Origin of the sequence: Streptomyces sp. NPDC058619 (assembly GCF_042717785.1) — a bacterium.
In the GTDB taxonomy this organism is placed as follows: domain Bacteria; phylum Actinomycetota; class Actinomycetes; order Streptomycetales; family Streptomycetaceae; genus Streptomyces.
The window spans coordinates 23311-35325 of sequence record NZ_JBHXQN010000062.1; the positions used below are offsets into that span (position 1 = coordinate 23311).

A 12015-nucleotide genomic window follows, 5' to 3' on the forward strand; every position below is an offset into this window, starting at 1 on the left:
GTGCTCCAGTTCGGCTCGGTACGGGACGGCCTCCGGCCGCCCCGTCGGGTGGGAGGCGGCGGTGTGCCGGCGCCCGTCGTACGTACAACCGCTGCGGGGGTGCACACAGTTCCCCCACCGCCCGGACAGATCCGCGTCACAAGTTCCGCTGGAACGGCACATTGGCGGGTGGTGGTGGGCGGGTGGTGGTGGGCCGGTGGCCCCGCCGGCCGCCGTAGTCACTGCTGTTCGGGGGGCTTGCCCTGCGCCGCGGACACCTCGATGATCTCGGACCGGCCGGTGGCGCCCAGCCGCAGGATCGGTACCGCCTTGTTGCGCGGGTTGCCGTTGTTCTGGAAGGAGATGAAGCCGCTCGCCCCCGCCACCTGCTGGTTGCCGTCCATCTGGTGGAACATCCGGGCCACCGCGTCGCCCGAGACGTCGCCCTGCCAGCGCGCGGCCATCTGGACGCCGTGGGCGGCGGTGAGCACGGCGTCGTGGCCCATCAGCGCGCCGCCGTCGTGGCGCGGGTCGTGGGGGAACCACTGGTCGAGCAGTCCGCCCTCCTGGAAGTTCTTCGCCGAGGGGGCGGAGACCGACTGCGGGGACGTGCGGTACATGTCGGGGTGGGAGAGTCCGGTGTAGAGGACCTCGACCCCGGTATCGGCGGCGTGGGCGAGCTGCTCGGCGGTCAGGTTGGTGGTGTCGTCGCCGGCGAAGACGGTGAACTTCTGCTCGGTGCAGCTGCGGTTGGACAGGTAGTCGAGGAAGTGGGTGAGGTGCTGGCCGCGGCCGGCGAAGTAGACGACCTGGGGGCGCTGGAGACACAACTGGCCGGACATGTAGCGGAGTTCGTTTTGCCAGGCACTGCCCACGGAGGAGTCGTACGTCATCCGCTCGGCCACCAGTTTGTGCGCGCCGCCGTCGTCGAACGCCTCGGTGAAGGCCGTGCCGAGGGTGGAGGCGTACAGGTTGCCCCGGGCCACGTCCTGGATGACGACGGCGCTGGCGATGCCGCGCCGCTTCATGAAGCCGGCGGCGGCGTACGCCTCGTCGACGTTGGTGGGCGCGACCCGGACGAATCCGTTGATGTTCTGGATGTTGGTGGCGGTCATGGTGGCCCCGACCATGGCGATGCCGTGCTCCGAGAGCCGCTTGATGGCGGCGAGGTTCTCGTCCGTACTGGGGCCCAGTCCGGCGACCGCGACCAGCCGGTCCGGGGAGTCCTTGCGGGCGATCAGCTCGTCGACGGTGTGCCGCCAGTGCACCGACTTGCTGCCCGGGTTCGCGATCAGCAGGCGGATCTTGGGTGTGGCCGACAGGTCGCCGCGGTTGTGGCGGTACTGGGCGAGGTGGGCGCCCTGCAGTTCGTGCCGGACGCCCTCCGCGGAGTTGCTGTCCTCGGCGGTGGTGGTGAGGGAGGTCAGGTACGCGACGCTGACGTAGGGCTCCTTGTCCGCGCCGGCGAGGACCCGGGCGTTCTCCTCCCGGATCTTCTTCCCGACCGCGTCGAGGTGGGGGGCGAAGGAGTAGGGGCCGTCGGTCACCCCGACGCACTCGTCCCGTTCGCCCCGCTCGACGACTCCCTCGGCGCAGGTCGATCGGCGTTCCTGGATCCAGTCGGCGCCCAGCCACAGGGCCGTGGCGAGCACGGCGGCGGCGGCCAGGGCGAGGACGGCACGGCGGACGACGTGCAGCGGCCATTCGAGTCTGGCCACGGGCTCAGCCCTCTCCGCCGGCGGTCTGGGGGTCGCGCCAGTGGCGGTGTCGCTCCGCCTCGTTGAAGAGGGCCACGATGTCGTTCCTCCGCAGTTGTGACAGCTGGGTGAAGCCGTCGGCGATCATGTCGTTGAGTCGCATGGCGGGGTCGGCGAGCGGGTCGCTCCACACCCAGCGGGTGGTGACCAGCGTGTGGATGACGGACTCCACGTCCATGACGCGCCCACCGGCGCGCCCGTCGGCCCGCGGGCCGAGTCCGGCGAGGAGGTCCAGCGGACCGCCGTCGGCGGGAAGGCGGTTGGGGGCCGCGGTGACGGCGCTGAACTCCGCGATCCACTGCAGGGCCGGGACCGTGGTGAAGCGCCGCGTCAGGTGGGCGGCGACCGCGTCGGTCCGCCCGAGGGCGAGCTCGTGGTACATCTCCTGGACGGGCCGCCCCTCGTCCCGGTAGTGCTCGGCGAGGAGTTCGTGCGCGGTGTCCCACGCGTCGGGGCGCCGGGCCAGCCTCCAGAGCAGCAGCCGGCGCAGCCACGGGTGGAGCACGGGGACGACGGCGGTCGGCCCGGACAGCAGCCAGCGGGACCGGACCTCGCCGAACAGGGCGTCGCCGGGGCTGAGGAGCCGCGTGCCGACGGAGAAGTCACGGGCGGCGGCGCATTCGGCGAGGGCGGCGCGCCCGGTCTCGTCGAAGTCGCGCAGGAGGTGGCCGAGGGCGGTGTCGGCGAGGGTGGCGGTGCTCTCGCCGATGCTGAGCGGCCGGTCGGGGAGGGCCCGCAGCCAGCGGTCCTGCCGGGGGCCCGAATCCGGGGGCGGCCCGGACTGGCGCAGTGTCTCCAGGACCTGGTGGACGGCGCGCGGCAGGCCGCCGGTGAGGCGGTGCACGAAGGGAGTGAGGCGGGTCAGCGGCGCGAGGTCGCTGTGTCCGCCGAGCTGGAGCTCGATGCGGATGCGGACCTCGTCGAGGTTGAGGTCGCGCAGGCGTAACGGGTACCACCAGGTGTCCTCGCTGTCCCGGGTGGGCCGGTGGGTGTTCCAGTCGGTCAGGGAGGCCCGGTCGGGGCCGCGCAGCTGCCAGGGCCAGGAGTCCCCGCTGGCGGGGCCCCAGCGGGGCAGCCAGCGGTTGGAGCTGGCGACGATGGTCAGGGGGTCGCTGGCGTGCCCGGCCACGACCGTCTCGTCGTGCCGGGCGCGCACGAGCAGGTCCAGGAAGCGGCGGCCGTACTCCGTGTGGGAGTTGTCCAGGAGCAGCAGGTAGGAGCGGGGCATGAAGTTGCGGGCGGTGTTGCGTCTGAGGTCCTCCAGGAACGCCGAGAACAGCACGAGGTCGAGGCGCTCCTGTTCGTTCTCGTCCCCCTCGTGGCGCCACAGGTTGAGCTCGACGAGGGCCTCCATGGGATCCCCGCTGCGGATCACGGGGTGCGCCCCGTACCAGTGGGCGCCCGTGGTGAGCCGGCTGCCGGGCCGGCCCCGGAGCAGGCCTGGCATGCTGCGGCGGCCCCGTCGCAGGGCGTCCTGGAAGAGGGCGAGGGCGGCGGTGGAGGCGCCTTCGGGCATGCCGACGGCGCCCATGCCGACTTCGAAGAAGGCGGCGAGGTAGTCGCCGTGGCGGGCCTCGTTGTCCTGCTGGAACTGGTCGAGCTGCCGCTGGACCGCGCGCCGGCCCTCGGCGAGGTTGCGCATGCGCAGTTCCTGGTCGGAGGCGAGCAGGCCGAGGCTGAGCAGCGGGAAGCGGGAGCGTCCGTAGCGGGGCAGTTTGCGTTCGAGCTGGCGGGCGAGGAGGCCGAGGGCGTAGCGGGGCAGGAGCGACTGGGAGCCGCCGAAGTTGACGAAGGCGAAGGGGTACTCGGGCCCGAAGTGCTCCATCAGGGCGCTGTGCGCCTCGCTGGCGCCGCTGCCGGGCGGTCCCAGCAGCATCGTGAGGGGCCGTTCGGCCGCCGGGCTCTCCTTGAGGCACGCGCCGACGAGGGTGAGGATGCCGCTGCGGCCCCGCAAGCCCATGCCGATACCCGGCTCCGTCACGTGTCCGCCCCCCAGGCTCGCGCATTCGAGGACACGAGCGTGTCATCTGTTCCCGATCTCTGCCATAGGCCGGGTCTCCCGGATTCGGGGCGGGGGCCGGCCTGTGACAGGGCGGGGGCCGGCCTGTGACAATGGCGGGGTGTCGTACCCGCATCCGCCCGAACCCGTGAGCGCGGAGCCGCCCGTCTCGCCGGCGCGGCCCCTGCTGACGCAGTCCTGGCTCGACCTGGCGTTCCTGCACTGGGCGGTCGACCCGTCCGAGGTGGCCCCCCTGCTGCCGGCCGGGACGGTCCCCGACACCCTCGACGGGGTCTCTTACGTGGGCCTCATCGCCTTCCGCATGCACCGCGTGGGCTGGCTGGGACTGCCCGGCGTGCCGTACTTCGGCTCCTTCCCGGAGACGAACGTACGGTTGTACTCGGTCGACGCGCAGGGGCGCCGCGGCGTCGTCTTCCGCTCCCTGGACGCCTCCCGGCTGCTGCCGGTGGTGATCGCCCGTGCCGCCTTCCGGCTGCCCTACCAGTGGGCGCGGATGTCCGTCGTGCGCGACGGCGACGTCCTCACGTACACGGGTACGCGCAGGTGGCCGGGCCCGCGGGGGGCCCGCTCGCGCATCTCCGTCCGCATGGGCCGGCCGATCGAGGAGCCGACCGCGGCGGAGCACTTCGTCACGGCCCGCTGGGGCCTGCACAACGATTTCCACACCGGCCCGCTGTACCTGCCGAACACCCATCCGCGCTGGCCGCTGCGGCGCGCGGAGCTGCTGGAGTGCACGGAGGACCTGGTCGCCGCCGCGGGGCTGTCCGCCCCGGCCGGCGCCCCGGACAGCGTCCTGTACTCCGAGGGGGTTCCGGTCCGCTTCGGCCGTCCCCGCCGGCTGACCCCGCGCTGACGGGACCGCGCTCGGCCCCGCGAGGCGGGCGCGGCGGGTCGGACGGAGCAGCGGGCGCGACGGGTCGGCGGGCGCGGCGGGTCGGACGGAGCAGCGGGCGCGACGGGTCGGCGGGCGCGGCCGGAGCTTCGGGCGGCTCCGGGGTCGCCCCCGCTCAGGCCTCGTCGCGTACCAGGGCCAGCAGCCGGTCCAGGACGCGGGACCCGCCCGCGCGAACGCCGTCGTGCTCGAACTCGTCCGTCACCCAGGTCCGCAGCCCCCGGATCGCGCGGGCCGTCTCCAGGGAGTGCGCGGTGTCGACGTACAGGTCGTCGTGGTAGACGGCGGCGGCCACCGGCACCTCGTTGGCGGCGAGCCGCGCCGCGTCGTACAGCGGCGTCCAGCCCGTACGGGCGGCCAGCAGTTCGGCGGTCTCGCGCAGCGGGACGAGGGCGCGGTCGGTGGTGAAGTGCCAGGGGTGGATGTTCTCCGCGGTGAACAGCAGGGGTTCCGGTCCCGCGAGGGTTTTGCCGGCGTCGAAGCGCGGGTGGCGGGCGCGCACCCGGTCGGCCGCCCAGGCGGTGGGGACGGCCGGGTCCTGGGCGTAGATCGACTCGTGGATCAGCGCGTACAGGGGGTGCCCGGCGAAGGAGAGGAGGCCGTGGACGCCCTCCAGGAACGCGTCGGAGAGCTGCGGTCCGCCGGGGGTGGGGACGAAGGCGTCCTCCAGGAGGTAGTGCAGCTGGTGGCTGCCGTCGCCGGAGCCGAGGAGGATGCCGAGGGACTGGAAGGCCTCGGGGGTCAGCCGGTGGCCGCCCGGGAGTGCGGCCGGGCTGACGGTCAGGTGGGCGGCGATCCGGCGGGCGCGCTCCACGTCCATGGGGTAACGGGCGTAGTGGGCCGCGGTCTTGCGTTCCATCCGGGGGAACGCGGCCTCGTACACCTCTTCGGCGGTCGCGGTCAGCGACGGCAGTCCGCCGGTGATCAGGGCCGAGGTCAGTCCCTCGGGCGCGGCGGTGAGGTAGTGGGTGGCGCAGAAGCCGCCGAAGCTCTGCCCCAGGACGGTCCAGGGCGCGCCGCCGGTCAGGCCGGGCCGGATGGCCTCGGCGTCGCGCACGATGGAGTCGGACCGGAAGTGGGCCAGATAGTCGGCCTGTTGGGCAGGTCCGCCGCGCAGCGGCAGGGTCTGCCGGTTGACCGGGGTGGAGCGGCCGGTCCCGCGCTGGTCGAGGAGCAGGACGCGGAACTCGGTCAGGGCTCGCTCCAGCCACGCCTGCCGTCCGACGAACCGCCGCGCGCCGAAGCCGGGGCCGCCCTCCAGGTACAGCAGCCACGGCAGTGTCTGCGGGGCCTTGCCGGCGGCGACGACCTCGCGGGCGTAGAGCTCGATCTGCTCGCCGTCCGGGTGCGCGTGGTCCAGGGGGACGGTGAACCGGTGGTCGGTGAGGACCGTTCCGGGCTGGCGGTAGCTGTGCTCTGCGGTCACGGACGGCCCCCTGGGGTACGAGGTGCGAAGCCCCGTGCCCCCGCCGGGTCGCGGCGGGGGCACGGGTGTGGCGGTCCGGCCGAGTCTAGTACGGGCACCGTTCCCGGTACGGGGCCCGGCGGGCCGCCGGGGCTTACGGGCTTACGGGCTTACGGGCTTACGGGCCGCCGGGGCTCACGGGCTCACGGGCTCACGGGCTCACGGGAACTCGACCACCGAGCGGAGCACCTCGCCCCGCTCCATCCGGGCGAACGCGTCCTCCACGCCGTCGAGCGCGATCGTCTCCGACACGAAGGCGTCCAGGTCCAGGCGGCCTTGAAGGTACAGGTCGACGAGCACCGGGAAGTCCCGCTCGGGCAGGCAGTCCCCGTACCAGGAGGACTTCAGGGCGCCGCCGCGGCCGAAGACGTCCAGGAGGGGCAGTTCGAGCTTCATCTCCGGGGTCGGGACGCCGACCAGGACCACGGTCCCGGCCAGGTCGCGGGCGTAGAACGCCTGCCGGTAGGTCTCCGGGCGGCCGACCGCGTCGATGACCACGTCGGCGCCGTTCCCGTCGGTCAGGGCCTGGATCGCCTTGACCACGTCCTCGGCGCCGCCGTTGACGGTGTGCGTGGCGCCCAGACCGCGGGCCCACTCCAGCTTCCGGTCGTCCAGGTCCACCGCGATGATCTTGGAAGCGCCGGCGAGGCGGGCGCCCGCCACGGCGGCGTTGCCCACTCCCCCACAGCCGATGACGGCGACGGAGTCGCCCCGCCCGACGCCGCCGGTGTTCAGGGCGGCGCCGAGGCCGGCCATCACGCCGCAGCCCAGGAGTCCGGCGGCCGCGGGCGAGGCGGCCGGGTCCACCTTGGTGCACTGCCCGGCCGCGACCAGGGTCTTCTCGGCGAAGGAGCCGATGCCGAGCGCCGGGGACAGCGGGGTGCCGTCCTCCAGGGTCATGCGCTGGGTCGCGTTGTGGGTGGCGAAGCAGTACCAGGGCCGTCCGCGCCGGCACGCGCGGCAGGTCCCGCACACCGCGCGCCAGTTGAGGACGACGAAGTCCCCGGGCGCCACCGAGCTGACGTCGGGGCCCACCGACTCGACCACGCCCGCGGCCTCGTGGCCGAGCAGGAAGGGGAACTCGTCGTTGATTCCGCCCTCCCGGTAGTGCAGGTCGGTGTGGCAGACCCCACAGGCCTGGACCCGGACCAGCGCTTCGCCGGGTCCCGGGTCGGGGACGAGGATCGTCGCCGTCTCCACCGGTGCGCCCTTGCTCCGGGCGATGACCCCTCGTACGCGATGCGTCACGTGCTACCCCACTCTCATTCGGCTGCCGTCCGAACGTACACGGGCGCCCCACCGGGCGGGAGCCGTCTCACCGCGCGGCGCGCGAACCGGCCAGGTCCGGCGGTACGGACTCCCGCAGCGCGGCGGTGAAGGCGGCCACCGCCGGGTACGCCGCGGAAGGCGACCCGGGTACGGCGTTCCACGGACAGCCGGTTCAGGCGGACGGCGGGGTCGGGGGGTGCGGCGACTCCGAGTTGGGGCACGACGGCCACGCCCTGCCCGGCCGCGACCGGGGCGGGCACGGTGGCGAACTCGTCGACCCGGTGGCGGACGCGCGGGGTGAATCCGGCCGCCTGGCAGGCCCGTACGGTCACGGCGTGTCAGAGGGTCCCGGGGACGGCCGTGATCCAGGGGTCCTGCGCATACGCGCGCAGAACGTCGGCCCGGGCGTGTTCCTGCCCCGGGTCCGGGTCCTGGTGCGCGCCGGGGTCCCGCGGCGCTCCCGCGGTGGTCAAGGGCGGGCTGCACGCGCAGGGCCGCGTCCCGACCGCCGGCGTACGGCTCCCCCTGCTGCTGCCGGTCTCCGCGGGGCGGTGGCGGCGGTCGCGGAGCGGCTGGCGGAGCTCTGACGGGCGGGGGCGGGCCGGGGAGCGGGGCGGCGGGCGGGGCGGGGCGGGCCGGACGGCGGCCGCCGGGGGGGGTCGGCACGCTGCGGGCCGTCCTCGACTGACCGCGAAGCGCCGGAAAGAGTCCCCAATGGGCGATTCGCAACCAACGTACGAGTCGCCCGAATGAGGCATATGGAGCGGCGACTTGCCCGAATTGGGCTACCGGCTCTCAAACCGTGACGTCAGTCACTCGGACGCATTCAACATCATTTCCGCGCGAGCGGCCGATTCCCTTTCCCCGGAAAGGGAATCGGCAATTGCGCGATGGGCTTTCCATGGTCATTTTGCGGGTGGAATGCGGGAAGTCGATCTCCGGGCGGAATTCGCGTCTTGTTCCCGCCCGGCGAACTCGCCTACGGTCACCTCGTTCCCAGCGGCCGACAGCCGAATCCGGCCGCCGCCGGGGATCTCCCGTCCCCCCACGTGAGGAATTCCGCCATGCCCGCACAGGGTAAGCACCGCCGGCCGAAGCAGAACCCGATCACCCGCAAGCTGGCCCTCGCCGGCATCGGCGGGCTGGCCCTCGCCCTCCCCCTGGTCGGCGCGACCAGCGCCGGAGCGGCCGAGGCCGCCGCACCCACGACCTACGCGGTCGTCGCCGGCGACACCCTGTCGCAGATCGCTGCGAAGCACTCCCTCACCGGCGGCTGGGAACAGCTCTACGCCGCGAACCGGAGCACCATCGGCGACAACCCGGCGACCATCCGCCCGGGCCTGAAACTGACGCTCGGCACTACCGCGAAGAAGGCCGCCACCACCACGGCGGCCACGGCGTACACGAACAACCTGGACGGATGGATCCGCGAGTCGCTCGACGTCATGGCGAAGCACGGCATTCCCGGAACCTACAACGGAATTCACCGCAACATCATGCGGGAATCCTCCGGCAATCCGCTGGCCATCAACAACTGGGACTCCAACGCCGCGGCCGGCATCCCCTCCAAGGGCCTGCTCCAGGTCATCGACCCGACCTTCCGGGCCTACCACGTGCCGGGCACTTCCCTGGACTCGTACGACCCTGTCGCCAACATCACCGCCGCCTGCAACTACGCGGCCAAGCGCTACGGCTCGATCGACAACGTGAACGGCCCCTACTAGAAAGCGGATACCGGCCCGCGGAACACCGCGGGCCGGCGCGGCGGTCAGGAGCGCTGGACCTTCCTCACCTTGCCGTCGATCCCGGCGAGGACGTATCCGCCCTGGCCGTACTCGTCGCTCAGGTACGGCCTCATGCACGGGAGGTCGTCCATCATCCAGGCGTCGACGATGACGTACCGCGACGTCGGAGCGGACACCCCGAGCTCCTTCTGGGACCGCTCCAGCAGGCCGGGGAGGGCGTCCCAGGAGACCGTGGACATGTCGATCAGCGGCTTGTCGGCGACGGTGCCCTTGGGGCCGGTGCGCTTGGCGGCCCCGTCGCGGTACTGCCAGGCGTCGACCGTCTTGGCGCCGGGGGCGGTGGGGATCGAGGCGAGGACGTACCCGTCGTAGACCAACAGGTCCACGAACACCGTGGTGCCGGCCTGCTGTTTGAACGCCTCCAGCGCCGTCCGGACGCCCGCCGGGGTGAGCAGCCCGCCCTGGGGCGGGGCCGCGGAACCGCCCTGCCGGCCGCCGCCGGTGGCGCTCTGGGGGAGGCTCGCCTGCGGGACGGGCGTCTTCGCGGCCGGGGTGCCGGGGCCGCTGGTGGCGGTGGTGGCGCCCTTCGCGTCCCCGCCGGACCGCTCGCCCCCGGCGGGCAGCCACTGCACGAGCCCGACGACCCCGCCCGTCAGGGCCACGGTCAGGACCGCGGCGATCAGGGCCGTCCGGCGGCGCGGGCTGCGGGCGGTCGGGAGCGGCGCGGCGGCATCGTACGGGGAGCCGCCACCGGGACGGAACGCCAGCGGCGTGTGGGCCTGATGAGCCGACGGCCCGTACGGACCGTAGGGCGCGGCGGCGGGCCCGGCGGGCGCCGATGACGCGGTGGCGGGTACCGCGGGCGGCCCGGCCGGCGGGGGCGGGCCGAATCCGGCCGCCGGACCCTCGAGAGCGGCGCTCGCGCTGCGGAGCAGTTGTTCCAGGAGCGCCGCGTCGGGGCGCTCGGCCGGGTCCCGTACGAGCAGCCGTTCCAGTACGGGCCCCAGCGGGCCGGACCGTACGGGCGCGGGCAGCGGCTCGTCGAGCACGGCGACGACGGTGGCCAGGCTGGAGGCCCGGCGCAGCGGGTGGACGCCCTCCGCGGCGACGTACAGCATCATGCCGAGCGACCACAGGTCGGAGGCGGCCAGCCCCTCGGCGCCGCGCACCCGCTCGGGCGCGATGTACTCGGGCGACCCGATCAGCACCCCGGTCGAGGTCAGGCCCGTCGAATCGTGCAGGGCGGCGATGCCGAAGTCGGTGAGCACCGCGGCGCCGTCGGGACGCAACAGCACATTGGCCGGTTTCACATCACGGTGGAGGACGCCCTCGGCGTGCGCGGCGCGCAGCGCGGACAGGACGTCGAGGCCGAGCCGGATCACCTCCGGGACCGGCAGGGGGCCGGACTCCAGCCGGTCGTACAGCGAACCGCCCCGCACCATCTCCATCACGATCCACGGGTGGCCCTCCGCGCCCGGCGCGGGCTCCACGATGTGGTGGATCGTCACCACGTTCGGATGGGCGAGGCGAGCCAGGGCGCGAGCCTCGCGGACGGCCCGTTCGCGCAGCTGGTCGGCGAGACCGGGCTGGGCGGCCGCGGTGGCCGGGTCCGGCGGGCGCACCTCCTTCAACGCGACGTCGCGGTGCAGGGCGATGTCGCGGGCGCGCCACACCGTGCCCATGCCGCCCGCGCCCAGGGGCTTGATCAGTTCGAACCGGCCGTCGATCAGCTGTCTGCCGGCCTCACTCGTCTCCATGGCCGGTCATCGTAGGCGCCCGGTCCGTCAGCAGCGGAGGCGGTCCACCGTGAGGGTGCCCTGCACCGCGGTCAGCGTGCGGTCGTAGCATCCGCCGGGTGCCTGAGGCCCGTACGACCGGGTGCGGGCGGTGGTGGTGGCGACGGCGTGCCGCTGGTCGCGCGGGACGTTGGCCGTGTACGTGGCGTCGCCCGTGTAGCGGTCGTCGAGCCGGGAGGCCTCGACGGTCCGGCCGCCGCGCCGGGTCGTGGTGTCCGCCCGGTCCCCGAGGGACAGGACGGTGCGCAGCCGGTCGCCGGCGCCGAGGGTGGTCTCGCCGTCCATCGTGTACGTGCGCACGGTGCGGGTCGTGGCGGCGCCGCGGGTCACGTTCTCCTCGTCGGTCCACCGGGCGGTCAGGGCGTCGAGGTTCTCGCCGTCGGTCCAGCGGTGGACGGAGGTGTTGCGGACCGCGCGGGTGACGGTGGTGGTGACCCGGCCGTGCGAGGTGTCCAGGTACCCGGCGACGGTGAGCCGGTGGCCGCCCTCGGTGTCGAGGCGGTGTGCGGAGCCGGGTGCGGCGGGTGTCCAGCGGGAGTGTCCGGCCGGCCCGCCCTGTTCGTGCCGGGTCAGGGCGCCGGTGACGACCGCCCGTGCCTCGTCCTGCCACAGCAGCAGGTTGGCCGGAGTGCTCCAGCCGCTCTGGCCGGCCGGGACGCCGGCGACGGTCACCTCGATCCGGTGCGGGCGACCGTCGTTGAGGAGGGCGGCGAAGGGGGTGAGGTCGTAGAGGACGGGCTGGACGTCGAAGGCGCGGGGGCCGGGGGTGACGTACCAGAGGAAGGGGTTGAGCGGCAGTAAGGGAGCACGTCTGACCTGCGTTTTCACAGCAATCCCTCGGGATGTCACCACACTTGGTGTGCCCGGAGTAGCCCCAGGTCACCCCGTGGATTCCCCCATCTTGCGCACCGCCAGGTGCCCGGGAGTGCCCGGAATCCGACGGTGCGTCAGAACCAAGGGGCGCGTCCTCATGCCGCCCCGATGGGGCCGCTGCGGCCCCTAGTAGGGCTTGGTCAGGTTGGGGCTGGTGTGGGTATGTCGCGGTGGCAGGTGGGGCAGACGCCGGTCCATGTCGCGAGGAGGGTCTGTAGC

General features: G+C 73.6%; 9 protein-coding genes and 1 pseudogene. 2 read left to right on the plus strand and 8 right to left on the minus strand.

Going from position 1 to position 12015, the window contains the following annotated elements; genetic code table 11:
* Positions 1 to 218 precede the first annotated feature (218 nt).
* Together ACFWTC_RS33415 and ACFWTC_RS33420 are read right to left on the minus strand one after the other, a co-directional pair.
* On the minus strand, positions 219 to 1697 hold the full coding sequence (locus ACFWTC_RS33415; protein ID WP_383919929.1) for an ABC transporter substrate-binding protein: 1479 nt from the start codon (positions 1695 to 1697) through the stop codon (positions 219 to 221).
* Positions 1698 to 1701: 4 nt separating this feature from the next.
* Complete coding sequence (locus tag ACFWTC_RS33420) at positions 1702 to 3717, minus strand: hypothetical protein (RefSeq protein ID WP_383919926.1); 2016 nt, start codon at positions 3715 to 3717, stop codon at positions 1702 to 1704.
* Between the two features lie 139 nt (positions 3718 to 3856).
* Between ACFWTC_RS33420 and ACFWTC_RS33425 the strand changes: the two genes are divergently transcribed.
* Positions 3857 to 4609: a YqjF family protein gene (locus tag ACFWTC_RS33425; RefSeq protein ID WP_384029091.1), complete on the plus strand. Its 753-nt coding sequence runs from the start codon at positions 3857 to 3859 to the stop codon at positions 4607 to 4609.
* Between the two features lie 154 nt (positions 4610 to 4763).
* On the opposite strand, the gene ACFWTC_RS33430 is transcribed toward ACFWTC_RS33425, so the two are convergent.
* From ACFWTC_RS33430 to ACFWTC_RS33445, 4 genes are all read right to left on the minus strand, one after another.
* Positions 4764 to 6074 (minus strand): alpha/beta fold hydrolase, encoded by a 1311-nt coding sequence (locus tag ACFWTC_RS33430; protein WP_384029093.1) that lies wholly within the window; start codon positions 6072 to 6074, stop codon positions 4764 to 4766.
* A gap of 198 nt (positions 6075 to 6272) precedes the next feature.
* Positions 6273 to 7361 carry an S-(hydroxymethyl)mycothiol dehydrogenase gene (locus ACFWTC_RS33435; RefSeq protein WP_384029095.1) on the minus strand — a complete coding sequence of 363 codons (1089 nt, stop codon included), beginning with the start codon at positions 7359 to 7361 and terminating at the stop codon, positions 6273 to 6275.
* Between the two features lie 14 nt (positions 7362 to 7375).
* The gene (locus ACFWTC_RS33440; RefSeq protein WP_383919914.1) at positions 7376 to 7714 is read right to left on the minus strand and encodes a LysR substrate-binding domain-containing protein; all 339 of its coding nucleotides are present in this window, start codon (positions 7712 to 7714) and stop codon (positions 7376 to 7378) included.
* 6 nt (positions 7715 to 7720) lie between these two features.
* Complete coding sequence (locus ACFWTC_RS33445; RefSeq protein WP_384029097.1) at positions 7721 to 7855, minus strand: hypothetical protein; 135 nt, start codon at positions 7853 to 7855, stop codon at positions 7721 to 7723.
* 591 nt (positions 7856 to 8446) lie between these two features.
* Here ACFWTC_RS33445 and ACFWTC_RS33450 point away from each other — a divergent pair.
* A complete protein-coding gene (locus ACFWTC_RS33450; protein ID WP_383919908.1) occupies positions 8447 to 9106 on the plus strand; it encodes a transglycosylase SLT domain-containing protein in 660 nt (219 codons plus the stop codon).
* A 44-nt stretch (positions 9107 to 9150) separates the two neighbouring features.
* On the opposite strand, the gene ACFWTC_RS33455 is transcribed toward ACFWTC_RS33450, so the two are convergent.
* Both ACFWTC_RS33455 and ACFWTC_RS33460 read right to left on the minus strand, forming a co-directional pair.
* Positions 9151 to 10884 (minus strand): serine/threonine-protein kinase, encoded by a 1734-nt coding sequence (locus tag ACFWTC_RS33455; RefSeq protein WP_384029099.1) that lies wholly within the window; start codon positions 10882 to 10884, stop codon positions 9151 to 9153.
* A gap of 27 nt (positions 10885 to 10911) precedes the next feature.
* Positions 10912 to 11712 (minus strand): annotated as a pseudogene (locus ACFWTC_RS33460) (peptide-N4-asparagine amidase); the annotation flags it as partial.
* Between the last annotated feature and the right edge of the window lie 303 nt (positions 11713 to 12015).

Bases quoted from the DNA above. Each gene is read 5' to 3' on its own strand.
- ACFWTC_RS33455 (WP_384029099.1), bottom strand. From the start codon at position 10,884: ATGGAGACGAGTGAGGCCGGCAGACAGCTGATCGACGGCCGGTTCGAA.
- ACFWTC_RS33450 (WP_383919908.1), top strand. From the start codon at position 8,447: ATGCCCGCACAGGGTAAGCACCGCCGGCCGAAGCAGAACCCGATCACC.